The sequence below is a fragment of the Pedobacter fastidiosus genome, from assembly GCF_014306625.1.
Classification (GTDB): Bacteria; Bacteroidota; Bacteroidia; order Sphingobacteriales; family Sphingobacteriaceae; genus Pedobacter; species Pedobacter fastidiosus.
On sequence record NZ_JACRYL010000001.1, the window covers coordinates 61,376 to 85,805 of the forward strand.

Annotated in this window: 20 protein-coding genes; 15 read left to right on the plus strand and 5 right to left on the minus strand. The window is 37.1% G+C overall.

The window, feature by feature from the left end; genetic code table 11:
- Positions 1 to 7 precede the first annotated feature (7 nt).
- Positions 8 to 2,395 carry a TonB-dependent receptor gene (locus H7U22_RS00285; RefSeq protein ID WP_187069341.1) on the minus strand — a complete coding sequence of 796 codons (2,388 nt, stop codon included), beginning with the start codon at positions 2,393 to 2,395 and terminating at the stop codon, positions 8 to 10.
- 201 nt (positions 2,396 to 2,596) lie between these two features.
- On the minus strand, positions 2,597 to 3,304 hold the full coding sequence (locus H7U22_RS00290; RefSeq protein WP_187069342.1) for a DUF4397 domain-containing protein: 708 nt from the start codon (positions 3,302 to 3,304) through the stop codon (positions 2,597 to 2,599).
- 292 nt (positions 3,305 to 3,596) lie between these two features.
- Between H7U22_RS00290 and H7U22_RS00295 the strand changes: the two genes are divergently transcribed.
- The 10 genes from H7U22_RS00295 (at position 3,597) to H7U22_RS00340 (ending at position 13,982) form a co-directional block, all read left to right on the plus strand.
- Positions 3,597 to 4,139: a hypothetical protein gene (locus H7U22_RS00295; protein WP_187069343.1), complete on the plus strand. Its 543-nt coding sequence runs from the start codon at positions 3,597 to 3,599 to the stop codon at positions 4,137 to 4,139.
- Between the two features lie 366 nt (positions 4,140 to 4,505).
- Entirely contained in the window at positions 4,506 to 5,207 is a 702-nt protein-coding gene (locus H7U22_RS00300; protein ID WP_187069344.1) for a GNAT family N-acetyltransferase, read from the plus strand.
- An 81-nt stretch (positions 5,208 to 5,288) separates the two neighbouring features.
- Complete coding sequence (argG, locus tag H7U22_RS00305) at positions 5,289 to 6,488, plus strand: argininosuccinate synthase (RefSeq protein ID WP_187069345.1); 1,200 nt, start codon at positions 5,289 to 5,291, stop codon at positions 6,486 to 6,488.
- Between the two features lie 22 nt (positions 6,489 to 6,510).
- On the plus strand, positions 6,511 to 7,545 hold the full coding sequence (gene argC / locus H7U22_RS00310) for an N-acetyl-gamma-glutamyl-phosphate reductase (protein ID WP_187069346.1): 1,035 nt from the start codon (positions 6,511 to 6,513) through the stop codon (positions 7,543 to 7,545).
- A gap of 83 nt (positions 7,546 to 7,628) precedes the next feature.
- Positions 7,629 to 8,759, plus strand: coding sequence for an aspartate aminotransferase family protein (locus tag H7U22_RS00315; RefSeq protein WP_187069347.1), 1,131 nt, complete (start codon positions 7,629 to 7,631; stop codon positions 8,757 to 8,759).
- A gap of 234 nt (positions 8,760 to 8,993) precedes the next feature.
- Positions 8,994 to 9,968, plus strand: a complete 975-nt coding sequence (locus H7U22_RS00320; RefSeq protein WP_187069348.1) for a Rossmann-fold NAD(P)-binding domain-containing protein — start codon at positions 8,994 to 8,996, stop codon at positions 9,966 to 9,968.
- Between the two features lie 301 nt (positions 9,969 to 10,269).
- Positions 10,270 to 10,809: a DUF1016 N-terminal domain-containing protein gene (locus H7U22_RS00325; protein WP_187069349.1), complete on the plus strand. Its 540-nt coding sequence runs from the start codon at positions 10,270 to 10,272 to the stop codon at positions 10,807 to 10,809.
- Entirely contained in the window at positions 10,799 to 11,593 is a 795-nt protein-coding gene (argB, locus tag H7U22_RS00330; RefSeq protein WP_187069350.1) for an acetylglutamate kinase, read from the plus strand. Before H7U22_RS00325 ends, argB begins: the two co-directional genes overlap by 11 nt.
- 393 nt (positions 11,594 to 11,986) lie before the next feature.
- A complete protein-coding gene (gene proC / locus H7U22_RS00335) occupies positions 11,987 to 12,799 on the plus strand; it encodes a pyrroline-5-carboxylate reductase (protein ID WP_187069351.1) in 813 nt (270 codons plus the stop codon).
- A gap of 112 nt (positions 12,800 to 12,911) precedes the next feature.
- Complete coding sequence (locus H7U22_RS00340; RefSeq protein WP_187069352.1) at positions 12,912 to 13,982, plus strand: M20 family metallo-hydrolase; 1,071 nt, start codon at positions 12,912 to 12,914, stop codon at positions 13,980 to 13,982.
- Between the two features lie 91 nt (positions 13,983 to 14,073).
- Here H7U22_RS00340 and H7U22_RS00345 read toward each other — a convergent pair whose 3' ends face one another.
- Positions 14,074 to 16,917: an alpha/beta hydrolase family protein gene (locus H7U22_RS00345; RefSeq protein WP_187069353.1), complete on the minus strand. Its 2,844-nt coding sequence runs from the start codon at positions 16,915 to 16,917 to the stop codon at positions 14,074 to 14,076.
- 188 nt (positions 16,918 to 17,105) lie between these two features.
- On the opposite strand from H7U22_RS00345, the gene argH reads away from it, so the two are divergent.
- The 5 genes from argH (at position 17,106) to H7U22_RS00370 (ending at position 21,290) form a co-directional block, all read left to right on the plus strand.
- Positions 17,106 to 18,437, plus strand: coding sequence for an argininosuccinate lyase (gene argH / locus H7U22_RS00350; RefSeq protein WP_187069354.1), 1,332 nt, complete (start codon positions 17,106 to 17,108; stop codon positions 18,435 to 18,437).
- 114 nt (positions 18,438 to 18,551) lie between these two features.
- Positions 18,552 to 19,805 (plus strand): pyridoxal phosphate-dependent aminotransferase, encoded by a 1,254-nt coding sequence (locus H7U22_RS00355; protein WP_187069355.1) that lies wholly within the window; start codon positions 18,552 to 18,554, stop codon positions 19,803 to 19,805.
- A 70-nt stretch (positions 19,806 to 19,875) separates the two neighbouring features.
- Positions 19,876 to 20,727 (plus strand): hypothetical protein, encoded by an 852-nt coding sequence (locus H7U22_RS00360; protein WP_187069356.1) that lies wholly within the window; start codon positions 19,876 to 19,878, stop codon positions 20,725 to 20,727.
- A 66-nt stretch (positions 20,728 to 20,793) separates the two neighbouring features.
- Positions 20,794 to 21,000, plus strand: a complete 207-nt coding sequence (locus H7U22_RS00365) for a DUF2683 family protein (protein ID WP_187069357.1) — start codon at positions 20,794 to 20,796, stop codon at positions 20,998 to 21,000.
- Positions 21,000 to 21,290 carry a type II toxin-antitoxin system RelE/ParE family toxin gene (locus tag H7U22_RS00370; RefSeq protein WP_187069358.1) on the plus strand — a complete coding sequence of 97 codons (291 nt, stop codon included), beginning with the start codon at positions 21,000 to 21,002 and terminating at the stop codon, positions 21,288 to 21,290. Before H7U22_RS00365 ends, H7U22_RS00370 begins: the two co-directional genes overlap by 1 nt.
- 106 nt (positions 21,291 to 21,396) lie before the next feature.
- Here the strand turns inward: H7U22_RS00370 and H7U22_RS00375 are convergent, their stop codons facing one another.
- Positions 21,397 to 22,821, minus strand: coding sequence for an RtcB family protein (locus tag H7U22_RS00375; protein WP_187069359.1), 1,425 nt, complete (start codon positions 22,819 to 22,821; stop codon positions 21,397 to 21,399).
- 193 nt (positions 22,822 to 23,014) lie between these two features.
- Entirely contained in the window at positions 23,015 to 24,112 is a 1,098-nt protein-coding gene (locus H7U22_RS00380) for a slipin family protein (protein ID WP_187069360.1), read from the minus strand.
- Between the last annotated feature and the right edge of the window lie 318 nt (positions 24,113 to 24,430).

Here is a 24,430-nt window from a genome sequence, read left to right on the forward strand (position 1 = left end):
ATGCTGATTAAAATTTATAGGCTACGCTTACTCTGTAATTTCTAGGCGCTTCTGCTTGATAATAGTATGCGTTTAGCCATTCGTAATAGGAGCCGCTGAACAGATATTTGTTTAGGATATTGAAAGCATTCCCGGTAATTTTAAATTTCGCTCGCTCATAAAAAAGGCCACCATCCAGTTTAAAATAGTTCGGTAGTTTTTGTAAACCAACACTCCAAGTATCCGTTGCTCTACCCGCTAAATAGGTAAATCCTGCAGAAATTCCCGAACCTTTTAATGCTCCATCTTGTAAGGTATAAGTTAACCAAGCATTAGATACATGCTTTGCAAAGCCTGGAATAACATCGCCAACATTAATGCCAGTTACACCTTGGGCAACTTCTGTTACTTTAGAATCTGTGTAGGCATAATTCGCAATTAAAGTTAATCCGTCGGTTATTTTACCTCTCAAATCGAATTCAATTCCTTGTGATCTTTTCTCACCTAAAACCACACTGAAGTTTTGGCCAGGTATATTTGTTGGATCGGCTGTTAATTCGTTTTGTTTAAGAATTCTGTAAGCCGATAAAGTAGTATTCCATTTCCCATCGAACCATTCTTTCTTAATACCTATTTCATTATTTGTACCTGTAATTGGCTCTACTTTTCCGCCATTGCGAATTAAGCCACTTTGAGGTGTAAAGGCTTCATCATAAACGGCATAAACTGCAGTGTTTTTATCTAACGAAACACTTAAACCAACTCTAGGTGTAACTTTTTTTGCTTTATCTGGCGCACCTCCCCAAGCAGCTTGGCTCACGAAAGTATAGCGGCCAGCTAATGTTAAACGAACTTTGTTGTTAAAGAAGCCCAGTTCATCTTGAGCGTAACCACTCAAATATTTAGAATCCATTAAACCACCAGCGTTTATAGCTCTTTGTGTTAATGGCGTTGTACGATCAAAATCAGGAAATCCATTTGTAGGAAATCCATAATTAGGATTATTTAAATCGAATGGAGAAGTTGCTAAATCTAAATCATGAGATTGGCCCCAATCTGCCATGTAATTCTTCTTGCCACCATCAAAACCGGCTAAAATTCTGTGGTTAATGCCACCTGTTTTAGCTTGTCCGTTGATGAATAATTGAGCAAGTTTCATACTGCTTTCAGCATCCCAGATCCCAACGTTTCTAATAACAGTGCTGTTTGCATTGACGGCAGATGGCCAAGAACTGTAACCAACTTGATCATATTTAAAGTAAGCTGCCTGAGCAGTTAATTTCCAGTTATCATCAAAACTGTGTTGTAAATTCAAAAATAAACTTTGATCGTTAATTCGAGTTGCAGGTAAACCTGGCTGAGTCATGGTTAATTCTCTCGGATAAGTTGCATAGCCATTTGGCGAGAAAATATAATAAGACCCAACCTCAGTCATTTTTGCATTTTGAAAAGTATATTCTGCTGTGATTTTGGTTTTATCTGTAATTTGATAACTTAATACCGGAGCAAAGCTATAGCGGTCGTTTTGCTCATAAGGGCGGAAAGAACCTTTATTCTGAACCGCAGCATTTAACCTAAACAATAATTTTCCATCACTAGTTAACTTATGATCAAAATCTACAGTGGTTCTGTACAAATCGAAGCTTCCTAAAGTGAAGGAAACCTCGCCCTTATTAAAACCAGTAGGCTTTTTTGTAACTACGTTATACATTCCGCTTGGATCGCCGTTGCCCAACATAAAACCCGCCGGGCCTTTTACAAACTCGATATGATCTACAAAACTCATATCTTCAGTTAATGGCCCCCAGAATGATGAAACCACGTTAAAGCCATTTCTCATTGCTTGAATTTGAGAACCACGCATGGTAATGTTTGTGTACATATCGCCCCAATGCTCCACTCGTACAGCGCCACTTACGTTTCTGATTAAACCATCACTCATGCTGATGATTTGTTGATCTTTTATAACCTGATTGGTAACGGTTTGAATATTTTGAGGCGCTTCTAAAAGCGGTTCGTTTAATCTTAAAGAGGCGGACGGTAAACTGATTTTATATCTGTTGTTTTTTCCTGCAACAGTAACCTCTTCCAAAGCCTGGTCGTTTTCTACCAATATAAAGTTTACAACCTTAGTTTCTCCGGCAGTTATTGTGATTGTTTTTTCGCTAGAATTAATGCCAACTGCCGATGCTTTAATGATATAGGTGCCTGGCTTAACTCGATGGATGATGAAATTTCCATTGTCATCCGTTGTGTTTCCCAAGCCTTTATCCTTTAGTCCAATTGAAATGAATGCTGCAGGTTTGCCGTTTGAAGTGGTAACTGTTCCCTTAATGGTGGCAAACTGTTGCGCAAACGTATCTATGCTAAAAATGGAAAGTAAGAACGATAAGCTGATAAGTAATATTTTATTCATTGCAAATTTATTTGGATTAATTCTAAACAGCGCAAAATAACGGCGTTAAAATTTATAATCCAAATTATTTTTAATTATTCTAAATAAGAAAGTGTTAAATCTACAATAAGGGGCCTGAGAAAAGATGATTTAAGTATTAAACAAAAAAGCCAATTATCATATGGGGAATGATAATTGGCTTGAATAAAAAACTTAGGGATTTTATTTAATTAGCAAAGCTTGAAGCGTTAAAGCTCTTTCAGTGTCATTAGCTGGAGAAATTAAACCTCCACAAATAACATCGTAATGGTAGCCAGCAACAAAAGTTGTGCTGCTCAGCGTGGTTTTAATTAATCCTGTCGAAGTATCTTTAGCATCAAAAGAATAAGTTCCCGGATCGATTGAAATAAAACTGCTAGCCACTTTAAAAGCCTTATTTGTAATTAAAGCAGTGGTTGCGCCTGTTTTTGCAAGGTCTAAGGCCGGGGCATCTGGCGATAAGTTTACGAAACGGATATAAGCTTTATCTGCCGAAGGAACATTTAAATCATCAGTTACGTATAAGCCATCCAAGGCTCCGGGTTTATTAATCAAGAAAAAAGATTGATAAACACTTTGATTCATGTTGATGCTTTTGGTTAACAAACTTTCCACTGAACTGCCGGTCGTAAATTTTAAACTATAGGTTCCTGCTGTTTTTTGTACATAAGAAAGTGATCCAGCGAAAGGAAGTTCAGCAGCGTTTATCAAACTTCCATCTAAATAAACATTATAAGTGGCCGAACTTGGCGATGCATTAATCACCCGTAATGCAGAAAGGGTCGGGTCTACTGTATCTTCTTTTTTGCAGGAAGTAAAAGCCAATGCAATTAATATTACAGATAGGGCAGAAAAACGTGATGATAAAAATTTTAAGGAAAAACTGGTCATAATAGTTTGATGATTGTTCGTTTGTAAATGAGAAATTCTTTGAAGCAAAGGTTATGTTTAAAGTGCAAAACAGAGTGTTAAATGATGTTAAAGCCATGTTAAATATCTTTTAAGATTTTTAACAATGTTAAAATTTGTTTCCTGATTTTTCAGAATAACTGCTTCATAATTAGATGGAAGCAAACAAAAAATTAATTCATCTGTTCGATAAAAGTTTACAAATTCATTTCTAATATTTAATGATTAGATAATAAGTAGACACCTAAATTTGAAAACCTATAAACCTTTAAAAATGATAAAAAACATCTCAAAATTCGCTTTGGTATCGATTGGAGTTTTAGCGCTCTCATCTTGTAGTTCATCTAAAAAAGATGAACCAGCAGACACCACCATTACAAAAACAGAAACTACTGTAACCATCCCGACAAAAACAGAGAATGCACCAGAAAGTGTTGAGTATATTGTTAGTCCGGATACTGCAATTCTTGGTAAAAATAGAGAGGCGCTGGTAAAGGTAACCGAAGCCAAATCTGTTGTTTTACAAGATGCAGACGGTAAAGGCACAGGTTCAGAGCTTACTGTTAAACTATTGGTTACGAACAAAAGTACCTTGGATGCCAAAAAATATTTTTCTGTTTCTGCTTCTGATGCAAGATTAGAATTGGATAATAAAACTTCAGTTCCAGGAAAGAAAGATAGCGGAAGCGCAGAGCCAGAAGCCGAAGCCTCAACCGAAGCAGTTTGGATCTTTCAGCTTCCTGCGGGAACTAATCCGAGTAAACTAAACTTCTTTTTAGATGGAACCAGGGTTTCAGTCGGGTTAGGAAAAAAGTAATTTGATTAAAGCCTTTCCGATTTTTGGAAAGGCTTTTTACTTTTATAATTGTATAAAAATGTAAAAAAGTTAAAAAAGATTGTGTAACTCGATTATTATTTAAACCTTTGCACCTCAATAGAGTTAAAGCCGTTTTAATACGCAAGAAATGATTAAACTATTTTTATATAAACTTTCTGACTTCACAGCACAATTAGTGACTGGGAAAAGTTTGTTTATTAATCGTTTTCAGCCTGTATTTTACTATCCCACAAGTCGGCAAAATTTTACTCCACGTATTTAGTACATCTTACTAATACTATGAGGAATTGATCCTCTCTAAAAACCCAATTAACAAGAATACCTTAATTTTTCGTTAGAAAACGAATGGATATTAATGAATTTATAGTACAAGTCGCCATTGCTGAGCATCATGTCTTTGCTGAGCTTATTGTAACTGAAATGGCAGAATCGGCTAAGGCTCGAGGTACTGGCATTGCTAAACGCTCTCCTGAATACGTTGCAAACAAAATGAAGGAAGGAAAAGCTGTTATTGCTTTTCATAAAGATGGCACCTGGGCGGGTTTTTGTTATATAGAAACTTGGAGCCATGGCCAATTTGTGGCCAATTCTGGTTTAATCGTTGCACCAGAATTTAGAAAGGCTGGATTAGCACACGCCATTAAAGAAAAAGTTTTCGAACTTTCTAGATCACTTTATCCAAAAGCCAAAATTTTTGGCTTAACAACGGGTTTGGCAGTTATGAAAATAAATTCGGATTTGGGATACGAACCTGTTACTTATTCTGAGTTGACCCAAGATGAGGAATTTTGGAAGGGTTGCCAGAGCTGTGTAAATTTCGAGATTTTGAAAATGAAGGAACGTAAAAACTGTATGTGTACAGCTATGCTTTACGATCCCGCCACTCAAAAGCACGATGCAGCTAAAAAATTTGCTGATGAGTTGCAAAAAAGACCAAAATTATATGAGCGTTTTATGCGCATAAAACAAAGTTTGGTTGTTAAACCTAAGCCAAAATCTGGCTTAAAAGTATTGATGTTTTTATTTACCCTATTATTTAATAAGTAATGAATTGCTTGTGAGATAACTGAAAACAAGTAATTATTCACAAGCAATCCATATGACAATTAAAAATATAATTATACCCTTATGAACAAAGTTGTTTTAGCTTTTAGCGGAGGTCTTGACACCTCATTTTGTTGTATTTATCTTGCTCAAGATCGCGGTTTAGAAGTTCACTCTGTAATTGTGAATACTGGTGGCTTCTCTGATGAAGAATTACAAGAAATAGAGAAAAGAGCCTATGCTTTAGGTGTAAAATCTCATGCTGTGGTAGATGAAACTGCAAGTTATTACGATGGATGCATTAAATATTTGATTTATGGCAATGTATTAAAAAATGCAACTTATCCGCTTTCAGTTAGTGCAGAACGTGTTAGTCAGGCTACAGCAATTGCAAATTACGTAAAAAAAATCGGAGCTGATTATGTGGCTCATGGAAGTACTGGTGCAGGTAACGACCAAGTGCGTTTCGATATGATTTTCAATATCATCATTCCAGGTGTAGAAATCATCACTCCAATTAGAGATTTAAAATTATCCCGTGAAGCGGAAATAGAATATTTATCCGAACATGGTGTTGAGTACAGCGCTGAAAAGGCAAGATATTCGATTAACAAAGGTTTGTGGGGAACTTCAGTTGGTGGAAAGGAAACGCTAACCTCAAACGAAACCTTGCCAGAAAGTGCTTGGCCAACTCAAGTTTCAGAAACAGAACCCCGTAAGCTTGAATTAACTTTCGAGAAGGGTGAATTAGTTGCCATTGATGGCGAAGTTTTGGAGCCTGTTAGAGCAATTCAAAAATTGCAAGCCATTGCTCAACCTTACGGTATTGGGCGTGATATCCATGTTGGCGATACGATTATCGGTATTAAAGGTCGTGTTGGTTTCGAGGCTGCGGCTCCGATTATCATTATCAAAGCACACCACACTTTAGAGAAACACACTTTAACGAAATGGCAATTGAGCTGGAAAGAGCAATTGTCTTCTTTCTATGGAAACTGGCTGCACGAGGGTCAATTTCACGACCCGATTATGCGTAATATTGAGGCTTTTTTAACTGATACTCAAAAAGTAGTTAGCGGTAAAGTATTTGTTGAATTGTTGCCATATCGTTTCCAAATTATCGGTATTGAATCGAACCACGATTTAATGAGTAATAAATTTGGTAGCTACGGCGAAATGAATAACGCCTGGAGCGGTGAAGACGTTAAAGGTTTCTCGAAAATTTTCGGCAACCAGGTAATGATTTGGCATAAAGTTAATACCCCCCAACCCCCTGAAGGGTGAGCTTAAAACCCACAGTAAAAATATGGCACAAAAAATAAACGACGGAACGGAAAGCCCCTTTAGGGGTTTGGGGTTAAGAGCTGGAATAATTGGCGGCGCAGGATACACAGGAGGCGAAATGCTACGTATTCTGATTAACCATCCCAATGTTGAAATTGCTTTCGTAAATAGCACAAGTAATGCCGGGAATTTAATTTCTGATGTGCATACCGATTTAATCGGCGATACAGACTTACGCTTTGTTAGCGATATTCCTCAAGATATTGATGTGCTATTTCTTTGCGTAGGCCATGGCGATGCAAAGAAGTTTTTAGCGGCCAACTCAATTGATGAAAGCATAAAAATCATTGATTTATCTCAAGATTTTAGGCTTGCAGCAAATCGTAATTCGTCAATCGAAAATCGTCAGTTTACTTACGGACTTCCAGAGTTAAATCGCGAAGCGATAAAATCTGCAAAGAACATTGCAAACCCTGGTTGTTTTGCAACTTGCATTCAATTAGGTTTACTGCCTTTGGCTGCAAAAGGCTTAATTAAAAGTGAAGTTCACATCAATGCAACTACAGGTTCTACAGGAGCCGGGCAGGGTTTAAATGCAACCTCTCACTTTAGCTGGAGAAACAATAACCTTTCAATTTATAAGGCTTTCGAGCATCAACATTTAAATGAAATCGGAGAAAGTCTCGTACAAGCAGGTTCCCCTTTAGGGGCGGAGGGGTTAAATTTCATCCCACAGCGTGGCGCATTTACTAGAGGTATTTTAGCTTCTATGTATTTGGAAAGTGATTTAACTTTGGAAGAAGCACAGACCATTTACGAAGATTATTATAGTGCTCATCCTTTTACGCATGTAAGTCGGAAAAACATCGATTTAAAACAGGTTGTGAATACAAACAAAGCGCTGGTTCATGTAGAAAAGCATGGAAGTAAGTTATTTATCATCAGCATTATTGATAACCTATTAAAAGGTGCCAGCGGACAAGCAGTTCAAAATATGAACTTAATGTTTGGCTTGGAAGAAAGTAGTGGTTTGCGTTTAAAAGCTGCAAACTTTTAATAACCTGTCATGCTGAGGAACGAAGCATCTGCAACCGATGAAACAGATTCTTCGTTCCTCAGAATGACAAAATCTTTAAAAATATGGAATTATTTGATGTATATCCTTTAAATGATATCACGATAGTATCTGCGAAAGGCAGCAATGTTTGGGATGCTAACGAACAAAAATATTTAGATTTATATGGCGGTCATGCTGTAATTTCTATTGGCCACACAAACCCGCATTATGTAAATCGCTTAACCGAACAGTTAAATAAAGTTGGTTTTTATTCTAACTCGGTTAAAATTCCATTGCAAGTTCAGCTTGCGGAGAAATTGGGTCAGGTTTCAGGCAAAAAAGATTTCCAGTTATTTTTGGTTAACTCTGGTGCTGAAGCAAATGAAAATGCCTTAAAATTAGCATCTTTTTACAATGGACGAAAAAAGGTAATCGCTTTTACCGGTGCTTTCCACGGACGAACATCTTTGGCAGTTGCAGTAACGGATAATCCGAAAATTGTTGCGCCAGTTAATCAAACCGAAAACGTAATTTTCTTGCCTTTTAATAATGAAGTGGCTTTAGAAGAAACTTTTAAATCGCAGGGCGATGAAATTTCTGCGGTAATTATCGAGGGCATTCAAGGTGTGGGTGGAATTAAAGAAGCCTCAAAAAGTTTCTTACAGAAAATCCGTTCACTTTGTGATGAATATAATGCTGTTTACATCGCCGATTCAGTTCAATGCGGATACGGTAGAACAGGTTTGTTTTACTCACACGATTATTCTGGCGTTGAAGCTGATGTTTACACCATGGCTAAAGGAATGGGTAATGGTTTTCCGGTGGCGGGAATTTCTATCGCACCAAAATTTAAGCCTTGGCATGGTGAATTGGGTACCACTTTTGGTGGAAATCACTTAGCTTGCGCCGCGGCTTTGGCGGTTTTAGAAGTTATGGAAAAAGATAACTTGATGAAAAACGCCGAAGAAATCGGTAACTACCTAATCACCGAATTGAAGAAATTTGAGCAAGTAATTGAAGTTCGCGGTCGTGGGTTAATGATTGGGATTGAGTTACCAGCCGAACTTGCCCACGTTAAAAAAGAATTATTATTTACACACCATATTTTTACTGGTGAGGCAAAACCAAACGTTATCCGTTTACTGCCAGCCTTAAATTTAACCAAAGCACATGCTGATGAATTTTTGGTAGCGTTTGGAAAGTTGGTGAAATAATAATACACTCGTCATTGCAAGGCACGAAGCAATCTTAAAACTATTGGTGGGTTTCTACCGCAATAAGATTGCTTCATGTCTCGCAATAACGGAACTAAAAAATGAAGTTGAAGCAATGCTGATTGGCTTGTTGAAACATTCACGACGATAATCGGTTAAAGTTTAGACTTTGCATTCTGTATAAACATCGCAGGAAACTTTAGTCTTTAAGCTTTAGTCTTTAAGCTTTAAAAAATGAAACTTTTCACTTCCGTACACGATGTTTCGAGCATCAAAGAATTTGTAAAAGATGCGCTTGAATTAAAGGCGAATCCTTACGCACATCAAAGTTTGGGTAAAAATAAAACCTTAGGATTGGTTTTTATGAACCCAAGTTTGCGTACCCGTTTAAGCACTCAAAAAGCTGCTTTAAACTTAGGTATGAACGTGATGGTGATGAATTTGGATAAAGAGGGTTGGGCTTTAGAAACTCAAGATGGTGTAGTGATGAATGGCTCAACGGTTGAGCATATTCGTGAAGCTGCTGCGGTTATGGGCCAATATTGCGATATTTTAGGCTTGCGTTCTTTCCCTAAATTAAACAACCGTGAGGAAGATTACAGCGAAGATTTCTTTAATAAATTTGTAAAATATTGCGCCGTTCCTGTAGTGAGTTTAGAAAGTGCAACCCGCCATCCTTTACAGAGTTTTGCTGATATTATTACCATTCATGAAACATGGACTAAAAAACCTGATGGTTCGAAACCAAAAGTAGTTTTAGCTTGGGCGCCTCACGTAAAGGCATTACCGCAAGCGGTTCCTAATTCTTTTGCAGAATGGATGTGTAAAGCACAAGCTGAGGGAATGATTGATTTTACGATTGCTCAACCAGAAGGCTACGAACTCTCAGAAGATTTTACGCCAGGCGCAGATATTCAGTATAATATAGAAGAAGCTTTAGCTGGCGCTGATTATGTTTATGTAAAAAACTGGAGCAGCTATAAAGAATACGGCAAAGTTTTAACTTATCCTGATGGCTGGATGATGAATAACGACAGATTGAAGTTTACAAACGATGCAAAAGTAATGCACTGTTTGCCTGTTCGTCGCGATTTGGAATTGTCTTCAGAAATTTTGGATGGACCAAATTCGTTGGTAATTCATGAAGCTGGAAATCGTTTATGGGCAGCACAAGCTGTGATTAAGGCAATGTTGGAGGAATTGAAATAAATTAACCACAGATAAAAAGGATGAACACAGGTGTTTTATCTTCATAATCTGTAGTAATAAAATAGGCCATAGAACCTCTGTTCGTTCCTACACAATCGAAATTAGAAGTTGGTTAGTGAAGATTACCAACCAGGGCAGGAAGAAAGGTTTGTAACACACTCGTCATTGCGAGGCACGAAGCAATCTTAATGCGGTAGAAAATCACATATTGTTGTTAGATTGTTTGGTCTCTAGCAATGACGAAAAACATTGAACCAGGACATGAGAATTTAATTAATAGCAATGAATAGTTACCATATAAATGACGAAACCAATCAAAAATACTTCATCCGATTTTGAGCAAGTAATTTTGCTCATTACCGAAGCCCGAAATAGGGTTTATAGTAAGGCAAATGCCGAATTGGTTATGTTGTATTTTAATATTGGGAAAATTGTTTCTGAAAAAGTTTCAATAGGAAATTGGGGAGATGGAACTGTAAATGATTTAGCAGAATACATTATAGAAAAACAGCCTTTATTAAAAGGTTTCAATCGCCGCGGACTTTACAGAATGAAACAATTTTATGAGGTTTATAGCGATAAGCAAATTGTGTCAGCACTGTTGACACAATTGAAAGACAAAGAAAAACTAAATGTGTCACCAGCGGTGTCACAAATTCAAGTTGAAAGCAATAATCAAAAAGTGACACCAGTAGTGACACAATTAGAAAATAATATTTTTACATTTTGTAAAAGGATATTATCAAAGACAAACTGGACTCATCACTTATTAATCTTTTCAAAGACAAAAAGTATTGAAGAGAAATCTTTCTCAGAAATTTTTTATAGAAATGAACAATAAGCAACTTACAATCATAAAAATCGGCGGAAATGTAATCGATAACTCTAAAAACTTACATCAGTTTTTATTGGATTTTACAGCTTTACCTGGTGATAAAATTTTGGTTCATGGTGGCGGTAAAATCGCAACTGAACTTGGCGAAAGTTTGGGCATTGAAGCTAAAATGGTTGATGGTCGTCGCATTACCGATATTGAAACTTTGCGCATTGTAACAATGGTTTACGCAGGGTTAATTAATAAAAATATGGTTGCCCAATTGCAAGCTAAAGGCAGCAATGCAATTGGTTTAACAGGTGCCGATGGGAATATCATCAAGGCTAAAAAACGACCAATAAAGGAAATTGACTATGGTTTTGTTGGCGATTTAGATGAAAATTCTGTTTCTGCCGAAACTTTAAATAGATTGCTAAAAGCTGGATTGGTTCCAGTTTTATGTGCAATTACCCATGATGGCGAAACCCAACTTTTAAATACAAACGCCGATACGATTGCATCATCTGTTGCGGTGGCAATGTCATCATTATATGAAACGCGTTTAGTATATTGCTTCGAGAAAAAGGGTGTTTTGAAAGATGTTAATAATGATGATTCTGTAGTTAGAGAAATCAAAGCGGATGAATTTGAAGGTTTGAAAGCTGACGGAACTGTACAAGGTGGAATGATTCCGAAATTGCATAATGCTTTTGAGGCGATTAAAAAGGGTGTTTCCGCAGTTTATATTGGCAAAGCCGATGAATTAGCTGAACTTGCCAAAGGAACTTTTGGAACAAAGATGAACCCCTAAATCCCCTAAAGGGGACTTTGCATTGAGTAAAGGCGTTTTGCATAAAAGAAAACCACCAATACACAGAGGTCACAAAGGATAATAAATCCAACTTTGTGATCCCTGTGTCTTTGTGGTAAATGATTGAGCAATAGAAAGGAATAGAAACCGATGATTACAATCTTTGCCATCTAAACCTGATAGAAACGGAAATACTTTTTTTAGCAGCAACCCTGAATAAACTGTCATGCTGAGGCACGAAGCATCTGCAACCGATGAAACAGATGCTTCGTGCCTCAGCATGACAGACGCTTAAAAAAGATTGAAGTGAATAGCAGGACTGAGCATTAATAGAATTACTGACCTTGCTTTTCAAAAAAAATAAATCTGTGTAATCAAATCGAAGGTATAATCATGACAAAAAAAATAGCCATAATTGGCAGCGGAAATATCGGGTTATCATTAGCAAAAGGATTGGTGAAAGCTGATTTCGCTAAGGCAGGCGACATTACGCTTACCCGTAGAAATATCGACCATTTAAAATCTTTCGCAGAAGCTGGATTTGAAGTGAGTAACAATAATAAACAAGCTGTTGCGAATGCTGATGTAGTAATTCTTGCTGTTTTACCTCAACAACTAAACACGGTTTTAGATGAAATTAATACATCGATTGATTCGGCTAAGCATTTGGTTATTTCAGTGATTTCTGGTGTGAGTTGCGTTGCGGTTAGAGAGAAATTGGGTGATGATGTGGAGGTAATTCGTGTAATGCCAAATACGGCAATTGCAATTGGGCAATCGATGACTTGCATTGCCAGCGATAATGCTTCTTTAGAAAACATTTCTAATGTGACCAAAATGTTTGAAACCGTTGGTTCGGTCGTAAAAATAAACGAAGATTTAATGACTTCCGCAACGGCGCTTTGTGCTTGTGGAATTGCTTTCTTTTTACGAGCAATCAGAGCAGCATCGCAAGGCGGAGTTGAAATTGGTTTCCATGCTGATGAGGCTTTGAAGATGGCAGTTCAAACTGCAAAAGGGGCTGCCGATTTACTTTTATTACATGGCACACACCCCGAATCAGAAATAGATAAAGTAACTTCGCCGAAAGGTTGTACCATTGCCGGCTTGAACGAAATGGAACACAATGGTTTTAGCTCTTCATTGATAAAAGGGATTAAACTTTCGGCGTTAAAAGCTGGAAATTTGTACACCAAGGAAAGCTAAGCTTGATGTAAAACGGTTAAGGTAAAATGGAAGATGTACTTGACCAATAATTTAAAAAAGTGGCAAGTTTAAGGCTCAATGTCTTGATACTTGATACTCACTACTCGATACTATGTTGTTAGAAAATATACAAAAGGAAAGTCTGGATTTATTGCGCCAGTTAATCCGCATCCAGTCTTTTAGTAAAGAAGAAGACAGAACGGCGAATTTAATTGCTCAGTTTTTAGAAGAACGCGGTGTTAAAATTCATCGTAAAATGAATAATGTTTGGGCTTACAACAAGAATTTCGATGTGAGTAAACCAACCTTGCTTTTAAATTCCCATCACGATACGGTTAAACCAAATTCTGGCTACACCCGCGACCCTTACGATGCTGCCATTGAGGGTGATAAATTATTTGGTTTAGGCAGTAACGATGCTGGTGGTTGCTTGGTATCGTTAATTGGTACGTTTTTATATTATTATGAAAAAGAGAATTTAAAATATAATATCTGTTTAGCCGCCACTGCTGAAGAAGAAATCTCTGGAAATAATGGATTAGAATTGGTTCTGCCAGATTTAGGAGAATTGGAATTCGGAATCGTTGGTGAGCCAACAGAAATGAATTTAGCCATCGCCGAACGTGGTTTATTGGTGATTGATTGTGTTGCTCATGGTAAAGCAGGTCACGCGGCAAGAGAAGAGGGCGAAAACGCAATTTATAAAGCGTTGGCAGATATCGAATGGTTTAGAACGTATCAATTCCCTAAAGTTTCTGAGGTTTTTGGTCCGCTGAAAATGACGGTTACGATTATAAATGCAGGATCTCAGCATAACGTAGTTCCGGCAAATTGTACTTTTACGGTTGATGTTCGCGTAACGGATTCTTATACCAATGAAGAAGTTTTAGAAATTATCAGAGCTAATGTGAATTGTGATGTTACACCACGATCTATTCGTTTAAAACCATCATCAATAGATAAAAATCACCCTGTGGTTTTAGCCGGTGTTGCCCTTGGAAAAACAACTTATGGCTCTCCCACTACGTCAGATCAGGCTTTATTGGATATTCCATCAGTAAAATGTGGGCCAGGTTTTTCTGGTCGTTCTCACATGGCTGATGAATTTTTATATGTTCGGGAAGTGGCAGAGGGCGTTGAGGGATATGTAAATATGTTGAAACCCGTGATTAACGGAAAATAGGTAATACACCACAAAAGGAACAATAGGAAACAAAAGTGTGCGTATAGTTCTGTGTTCTTTTGTCTCTTTTGTGGTCTATTAATAAACGAGCTTAGTTTTCTTCGCCTTCATCAAAGGCTCTTGTTTCTAAGTGTTTTTCCATATCCAAACGGTTAACTCCTTTACTCCACCATTCTGGCGCTGGTTTTCCTTTTAGCATATAGTCGAAGTATTCCATCATTCGTACTGCATAATCCTTACGATTGGGCATTTTTGCGATTCCATGATTTTCACCACGATAAGTAATCATCACCACTGGTTTATTTAACCTTCTTAAGCCGTTATAATATTCAATTCCTTGAGTAAAATCTACAGCGCCATCTTTATCATTGTGCAAAAGCAATAACGGCGTTTGCACTTTTTTAATGTGGTACACTGGCGAGTTACGGGCAAATGCATCCCAATTATCCCAGTAACCTGGTGTTAATCTGCCTTGACTCGCTTCGAAAATTGCTTGGTTTGTACCTCCACTATTCCAGTAAATTAAACTGTACATACTAATCATGTTGGTTAACGGTGCACCAGCAGCGGCAGCTTTGAAAATATTGGTTTGTGTAATTAAGAATGAAGTTTGATAACCTCCCCAAGAGTGTCCGTGAATGGCCACGTTTTTCTCGTCAACTATTCCAGTTGCAATTGCGGCTTTAACAGCAGGAACTACACAGGCAACTGCAGACATGCCCGGATCGTTCAATTTGTATTTAATATCGGGCATTAAAACGGCGTAACCGTTACTCAAGTACATGGCTTTATTAAAGCCGCCACCTGGAAAAGTTGGCATGGTGTATGTATTCAAATCATCAGTTAATCTTTCATAAATGTAGGTGATGGTTGGATACGCTTTTCCTGGTACATAATTAGCGGGTAAATAAATTGCCGCCTGTAAGCTATCGCCATTTGCACTAACGTAATCGATTAATTTTACGCCCGATGTCCAAGCATATTTGCTCTGGTCTGGTGTATTGGTTGTCACTTTTTTAGGAGCGCTTAAATCGCTAGCAGGTGTTACATAATAATCTGGAGCCTGTGCAAAATTACTTTTTGTGTAGGTGAAAATCTTCCCATGTTCAGCTTTTGCAAAATTGGAATAAACATTATCATCCATAAACAAAATGTTGATTTTTGATTTCCCTGCGGTTAATAACCCAATCCCACTTTTTTTATCTTTCGTATTGAAAACATTGAAATATTGATCTTTACTCAAATCAGCACCTTTTTCATCAGCATCGGTGCGGAACCTTAAAGCAACTTCCACTTTTTTACTTTTCCAATTATCCGATAATGGTGTAACAGAGCTTCCATCCGCAGAGATTTTCCAGAGATCGTAATTGTCTTTAATCAATGCATACTTAGAATCGGCCGACCAGCCCAAATTTTGAGTTGCTGGTTTTAATACATTGTGATCATCAAGCTCATCAACAAAAGAAGCTTTAATTTTTCCAGTTAAATTGGCCGTTTTTCCGGTTTCTAAGTTAATGCTGTAAAATATTCCATCTACATAATAGCTCGCTAAAGTTCCATTTGGTGCAACCACCAATCTGCCTCCGTTCGTAGCATACATTTTTTCGAAAAGTAATTTCTTGCCGAAAGTTTTCAGGTTAATCGAATAAACATCTACATAACTTTGTCCATCCAAATTGCCCATTAATTCATATTTGGAGTTGTCGTAACCGATGGCGTATAAACTTTTTGGGTTTACACTTACCGATCTCATATTACTATCTGCAAGCTGAAAAAACTTTTTATCTGCAATGCGATAAGCGCTCAAATAACTGAAGTTTTTATCTCTTGTTTCCTGTGTTTGCTGTGCAGATTGTAATCTTTTATCCTGCCAGTTCCAGATCATCATATCAGGTTTTTCAATGTCGTCTTTCTTAACCTCAGGCTTGGCCTTTACTAAAGAATCAGTTTTTTTATCGTCTTTTTTCTCCTCTTTCTTTTCCTCTTTTTTGTTTAGGGTATTAATGCCAATGAATAAAATGCTTTGATCATCAGACCAAAAAGGAGTTGCGTTCGTGTTAATTCCCATGTTTTTTGGGAATATAGAATCATCAATTCCATTGTAAACAACCTTATTGGTTAAATCGCCATTAATTTTATTGAAGCCGAGCATGCTGTAAACTTCATCTTTGTACTTGTCATTTTTATTTGCTTTAAGTAAGGCAAATGCAGTTCCTTCTTCATTCCAGCCAAGCTTTTGGTAAACAGCCTGATCATTATCTAAGGCAGTTGTTATCCCAGTTTTCATATCCCGAATAAAAATGCCATTTCCATTTTGGCCAGCTGCATCGATAATATAAGCCAGCTGAGTTCCGGGTTTATTAAAAGCAAATTCTGAAACATTACCGAGGTTATAACTTTTTTTGGTGATCAAGTTGTACAGTAAAACGTCAGTACCTTTCGGTGCATCTTTTTCTTTAGAGGCCGTTTCTGCTGGAGCAAATTGAATGGCAATCCAAGAAGGAGATTTTTCTGAAAAATTGAAATTTTTAACTTTCTCAAAAGTGGTTTGTTTATTGTCGCTTAGCGAAATCAAAAGCAGTTTATCGTAAACGGGTTTACTTGTCTTTTTGGCAACCTTAGCGTCAGCATCTTTAAGTGCAACTTTAAAGGCTGCGAATTTCGAATCATCAGAAAATGAAATCGGATTTGCAACAGCACCAATTGGGTAAGTTCGGGATAAGGTATCGTTTGTTTTTCTAATGGTCATTTTTAAATCGCCCTCAACTGGTCCGCTTGCTAAGGCGATCCATTCTCCATTTGGCGAGAGTGTTGCATTTCTATTGAAGTTCCATTTGGAAACATCCTTCCAGCTTAAAGCTGGCTTTTCTTGAGCTTGCAGATTCTGCATAAATAGCAACAAGAAAAGAGTTGAAAATAGTTTGAGAGATTTCATAATAGGGTCTTAGTTTCTACTAAAATAATGTTTTACAAGAAGAATAATCAGATCCTTGGAAAAAATGATTTTATTAAAGTGTAAAAGTCTTTTGGGGAAGTAATCTCATTGCCAATTCTAATCTATTTATTGTATTTTTGCGGTTATTTAAATAGCCTTTGTTTGGGCATAAAAACAGCAAATCAAAAATGAAAATCTGGCAGAAAAATATTGATGTAAACCAATTAGTAGAAACATTTACCGTTGGTAAGGATCGCGAATTGGATTTGCAAATGGCGAAATTTGATGTATTGGGCTCTTTGGCGCACACTCAAATGCTAGAAACCATCAATTTATTAACTGCCGAAGAATTGAAAACCATTCAGGTAGAACTGAAGAATATCTATGCTGAAATCGAAGCTGGAAATTTTACAATCGAAAACAGTGTTGAAGATGTACACTCTCAGGTAGAATGGTTGCTCACTCAACGCATTGGCGAGGCTGGCAAGAAAATTCATAGCGGTCGTTCACGCAATGATCAAGTTTTGGTCGATTTGAAATTGTTCTTTCGTGCTTGTATCGAGGATATGGTTAATCAAACTTCGACTTTGTTTAATCTGTTAATCGAATTAAGCAACACGCACAAAGATAAGTTGATGCCAGGTTATACGCATCTGCAGATTGCAATGCCATCATCTTTCGGTTTATGGTTTGGCGCTTATGCCGAAAGCCTTGCCGATGATATGGAATTGATGCTTGCCGCCTGGAAAATCACCAATAAAAATCCATTGGGTTCTGCTGCAGGTTATGGTTCCTCATTTCCTTTGAACAGAACTTTAACTACAGAATTGTTAGGATTTGAAAGCTTAAATTATAATGTGGTTTATGCACAAATGGGACGTGGTAAAACGGAAAGAATTTTGGCTCAGGCGATGAGTGCTGTTGCTGCAACCTTGGCCAAAATGGCAATGGACGTTTGTTTATTCATTAACCAGAATTTTGGATTTATCAGTTTTCCAGCAGAATTGACAACAGGCTCGAGCATTATGCCGCACAAGAAGAATCCCGATGTTTTTGAGTTGATTCGTTCGCGTTGCAATAAAATTCAAGCATTGCCGAATGAAATTGCGATGATGATTACCAATCTTCCATCAGGTTATCACCGAGATTTGCAATTGCTAAAAGAAAATCTTTTTCCTGCAATTACCTCGTTAAACGAGTGTTTGGAAATCGCCACTTTCATGTTCCAAAACATCACCATAAAAGATGATATTTTGAAAGATAAAAAATATGATTATTTGTTTAGCGTTGAGGTGGTTAACGATTTAGCTTTACAAGGCGTTCCTTTTAGAGAGGCTTATAAAATTGTTGGCGAACAGATAGAAAATGGTACTTTTGCGCCATCGGGCCAAATACATCATACACACGAAGGAAGCATCGGCAACCTTTGCAATGAGCAAATTTCTGCGGGAATGCATGAGGTTTTGTCTCAATTTGGTTTCGAAAAAGTGAATAAAGCAATAGAGGAATTAATTCGTTAGGTCGTCATTTCGAGGCACGAAGCAATCTTAAAGCGATGAATTTTATGATTGCCAATATGGTAAGATGGCTTCGTGCCTCGCAATGACGAATAAGGCGACAAAAATGAAAAAAAAATGAAAGTTTCAGTATTAGCCAGTGCATTAGTTGGCTCAGAAATAATAAAAATTGGTAACGAAGTTAACGAGATGAAACGCAAGGGTGCATCAATCGCTAACTTAACCATCGGTGATTTTGATTCGAACATTTATCCAATTCCAACGGAATTAAAAGCTGGAATTGTTGATGCATACAATGCAAATCAAACCAATTATCCACCTGCTGATGGTGTTTTGCCATTAAGAGAAACCGTTTCTGAATTATTAAAAGATAGATTCGGGCTAGAATATAACACCAATAGTATTTTGGTTTCTGGCGGTTCTCGTCCGTTAATTTATGCTACATTTTTAGCTTTAATAGATCCCGGTGATACCGTAGTTTTCCCTGCACCATCTTGGAATAACAATCACTATTGCCACCTAACTTCTGCAAAAGCAATTGCAGTAGACACTGACGCTGAGCATAATTTTATGCCAACAGCAGCTCAATTGAAACCACATTTAAAAGGAGCAACTTTATTGGCCTTATGTTCCCCTTTGAATCCGACAGGAACCATGTTTGATGCTGATTCTTTAGCAGAAATCTGTGATGTTGTTTTAGAAGAAAATGCATCTCGTGGCGCTGATGAAAAACCATTGTATTTAATGTATGATCAAATTTACTCGCTTTTAACTTTTGGTAAAGAGCATGTAAATCCCGTTTCCTTACGACCAGCAATGCGTGAGTTTACCGTTTTTGTAGATGGAAGTTCGAAGTGCTTAGCAGCAACAGGTGTACGCGTTGGTTGGGGTTTCGGTCCTGAAGATATCGTTAATAGAATGAAAGCATTGGTTGGCCACATGGGTGCTTGGGCACCAAAAGCGGAGCAGGTTGCTATGGCTAAATACTTCGCTGATAAACCACAAGTTGACCAATTTTTAACCAGTTTCAAAAGTAAAATCCAAGATAGTTTAAATGCACTTTATAACGGTTTTAATGAATTGAAAAAGGAAGGTTTTAATGTGGATGCAGTTGAGCCAATGGGCGCAATTTATTTAACCATTAAAATCGATTATATAGGGAAAACTACTGAGGATGGTCAACTTTTAAAAGACAGTGCCGATGTAAATTTCTATTTAATTAAAGAAGCAGGCGCTGCATTGGTGCCGTTTTCTGCTTTTGGAAACGAGCATAGTATGCCTTGGTTTAGAGCATCGGTTGGTGCCTGTACTTTGCAGGATATTAAAGATATGTTGCCGAGAATTAAAACGGCTTTGAGTAAGTTGAAATAGATACAATTTGAGCACCCAACAAACAATTAATTGAGTTGGGTGTTCAAATAATAATTTCATTTACGCTTTCATGGAAAATAAATATACGCCTCAGGGCTATGCATCGCCGGCCGCCATTCTAATTACTACTGCTATTGGTCTTTTAGCATCCCTAATTCTTCCACTCCTTTATATTGTGCTGAGTAGATTAATTCCCAATATTTGGTTTATAGCCATTATTGCATTTTTACTCGGGCTTGGCTTAGGCTTTTTCATTGATCTCGGTATCAAAATAGGAAAAATAAGGAATAAGAGAGTTGCCATAATTATTGCGGTTTTGTGCGGAATTTTCGCCTTTTATGTACAATGGGTATTCTTTGATACGATAGTTTACAGCAATAAAGGGTTCACTTTTAATCTTGGATCAGCAGATTTTAAAATATTACTTAGTGATTTCTTTTTTCTTTTCACCCACCCAAATGTTCTTTTTCAGGAAATTGTAAACCTTAACGCAATAGGAACTTTTCGCATAGAAAGTACAGATACCATTAGCGGTTTATTATTGTGGATTATTTGGGTTGGAGAATTTATAGTTATTCTTGGTGGAATAATATTTGCCGTATTAAATGGTCAGGTAACAAAACCATATTCTGAATTAAATGATCAATGGATGAAAAGGCGTAAAGTACTAAATCGCATCCCATTGATAGAAAATAAGGAATTGATTCTAAGTGAACTAAGCAATCGAAATTTTGCTGTTTTGAATGATAATCCATCACTTATAAACGAGCAGAATTATGCGGAAGTCATTGTTTTCGAATCAGCAGGCGACCAAACAAAGTATGTGAGTATAATTAATGTAACCAACCCAACAGGAAAAGCGAAAGATAAGAAAGTGAAAAATGTTCTCACATTTTATCCTCTTCAGAATGCGAATATTTAAAGCGATAACGTTGATGTCATTGTTTAATAAAATTTATATTCGTATTTTGGTTAAAAATTAATTCACATGGAAACTTACTTTGTGCATCCCGATAAAATCCAAGAAAAGGCCTTAAAAGCATTTCTTGATGCATTGGAAGTTCCCTATGAAATAAAAAAGGATGATTTTTTGCCAGAACATGTTCTTTCAGGAATTAGAAAAGGTCAAGCTGATATTGAACAAGGCAAAAGCTTTTCTTTGGAAGAGTTTAAAGAAAAAATATCATCCCTTTAATGGGTTTGCCTATTATAATATCTGAAACAGCATACCTAACTTTTGAATCAATATGTGCTCAAATAGAGGAGAGGTTAGGCAATAAAGCACTGCAAGATTTTAAAAAGGATACGATTAGAACCTTAGAATTAATTGCTAATTCTCCGTTTATTTATAAGGAAACTGAATTTGACTCAAACGTACGACAGGGATTAATAAAAAAGCTTTCATCTGTATTTTATGAGGTTAAGTCTGACAGGATTGAAATTCTTTTCTTTTGGGATAATAGACAAGAGCCAATGTTTTACTAATTAGCATTAAAATCTCTTCAAATTATTAAAGAGATTTTAATTTTCAATGTACAATTTAATTGTAGTTAATGATTTAGGCTCTTAACTAATCGCAAATTATCCAAACTCAATCCTCCCTACTTCCATCATCAGCCATTCTTACCATTTTTGGTTCAAACTTGGCGATAACATCAACGAGTTCGGTTTGTGCAGACATCACTTTATGGATATCCTTGTAAGCCATCGGCGCTTCATCTAAACCAGCACCAATTAAGGTTACATTGTGGTCTTTCAAAATGGCTTTCATTTCTGATTTCGTAATCGATTGAATGGCTTTCGTACGGCTCATTTGTCTGCCCGCACCATGCGATGCAGAGTTGATAGCACTTGTTTCACCTTTTCCTCGAACCAAAAATCCTGGGGCAGTCATGCTCCCTGGGATAATTCCCATCACACCTTTTCCAGCTGGCGTAGCACCTTTTCTGTGAACGAGAACTTCTTCGCCATTAAGCATCTCTTTCCAGGCGAAATTATGGTGGTTTTCTACTTTCGCTAAAACCTTTGCACCAATCGCTTTGGTTAATCGTTTATGAATCACCTCATGACAAGCAGATGCATAATCGCCAGCAAGGTTCATGGCAATCCAATATTCTTGCCCCTCCGTAGAGTTTAAATCGAGATAAGCCAAATTCAAAGCCTCTTTTGGAAGTTTGCAGATATCTTTCGCCAATTTGGTATAGTGCCCAGCGATGGTTGCACCAAAACCACGAGAACCAGAATGCGTTAACAAAGCCACATAACGACCTTTATCAATATTCAAAATTTCATCTCGCTCAGCGAAATCTATAATTCCCCACTCTACAAAGTGATTTCCGCCACCCGAGGTACCCAATTGTGCCCAAGCTTTTCCGTGCAAGTTTTTAAGGAAAGGTGTCGAATTGAAATCCTCGTTTTCTAAAACTTCGTGGTCGGCTTTTTCATCTCCCTTAAAATTCTGACCAGCGCCAAACTTGGTAAAAGCTATTAATTCGCGTTTGTACATGGCATCTTTCCCGAAATAATGTTTCTCGGGAATATCGAAAATACTCAACGCCATTCGGCAACCAATATCAACGCCAACCCCATAAGGAATAATTGCATTTCGGGTAGCTAAAACGCCACCGATTGGTAAACCATAACCTTGATGCGCATCGGGCATTAATGCTCCAGCAATTGAAACGGGCAGTTTCATCGCAATATCCATTTGGTTTCTGGCGCCATCCTCAATATAATCAGCACCGAAAATGGTATAATCTTTGGCATTTTTAACCAACTCGATTGTTCCATCTGATTTTGGATTTGCATCTTCGATAAGTGCTGTTGCAAGTGTGTTCAATACTTCATCATCCAAAAAACTTTCTGGATATTCTTTTACTTTTTTAAATACGGCTAATAGTTCTTTCTCTTCAATATCTGCGAAATTTGTTGCCAAGATATCTAAAGCCAAGCCTAATATTTTTCCCTCTGAAAAACCTATTTCTAAAAGGCCTTTTCCTGTTATGTTATTTTTCATTTCTATCTAACTAATCCTCGGCAGGCATCACGCACCTAGCCGAGGGGTTTCTAAATTTAATTTATTTTAAGTGGTTTTTCTCACCATGTCCGTCTTTGCGAGGAACGAAGCAATCTTAAAGCGGGAGTTTTACTAGCCTAGCGATAGTGGTAGGATTGCTTCGTACCTCGCAATGACGATACGCTTAATATGCTTATTTCACGAAGATTTGTTTCAACTGGTCTACAATTTGTCCACTGCCCGATAAGCTGATGTTATTGATTTTCTCCGCTATTTTCTCTACGTATTCCATCTCTTTCAACTTGTATAACATGGCATTATCTTCCATCAACTTTGCGGTGTTCAACAAACTTCTGGCCGAAGCCGTTTCCTCTCTTCGTGTAATGATATTGGCTTGCGCTCTTTTTTCGGCCACCAAAACTTGGTTCATAATCTCTTTAACATCACCTGGTAAAACGATGTCTTTAACACCGCAGTTCGTTAATTTCACACCTAAATTTTCGGCTTTACTCAAAGTTAAACCCATCACCATTTCGGCAATTTTTTCTTTGCTTTCCATCAATTCATCAAAAGATAATAAGCCAATGCTTTCTCTTAAAGCCAATTGCATGGTGATGTACAATTGTTTTTCGAATTCCTTGTTCTCCAATAAAGCTTTGATAATGTCATCAACTTTGTATTGAATGCTGAAGTTAACTCGTAATTGTGCCTTATCTCTCGTTAAAATTTCTTGACCGATAATCTCCATATTTAATTGCCTCATATCGGTTTTTAAAACTTGAATATCTATACTGTTCTTCCAGTAAGCATAAGTTCCGGCATCCAAAATATTTTCAAATTTCCCATCGATGAACAACAAAGCTTTTTCATAAGATTCTACTTTAGATGCTCTGACGAAATTTGCCAATGGTGCTTTTTCCAACAAGTTTCTATCAATCGTTTTATCAATGTTTATAGTGTTAATGTCAACTTTAACAAAGCTATATTCCGATAAACCTTTCCAAATTACGTGTCTGCCAGCTGTTAAAACATTTTTAAAGTTTTTGTTTTGATAAACCAAGGCCAACTCGTTGTCGGCAACGCTTACCAAGTGAATTAAGTTCACAAAATCTCCATTTTGCAACAAAATATCTAACTCTGCAACCGAATAAAAATACTCTTTGCTCATGTCGTACAAAGCGACATCTTCGCCAAAACCTAACCAGTAAGTTCCAGCGGTTAAAACGTTTTTTAATTTTCCTTTTTTGAACACCAATCCAACATAATTGGTGTTTATTGTTACTCTTTTCATGTTTTCTTGATGTTAAACCCCACCTAAATCCTCCCTTAAAAAGGAAGACTTCAATTAGTATGGTTAATTATTTTTTCTTTACAAAAGCATTGCGAAAAACATTCATTTATTTTTCTGCGGAAGTAAATTGTATTGGGTTGTTTTTAAGAATGAAATCAGCTTTTAGATTTCGCCATTAAAATGACTTTCATCTTTTTGAAGATTTGATTTTTAAATAAGCACCTTTTTCGTTCTACTTGCAAAGCAAAAGGCAAATTTGCTCCTGAAGATTTTACAAACTTCTAAGCCGAATGCAGTTTCGCAACGCTGGTTTTGAGA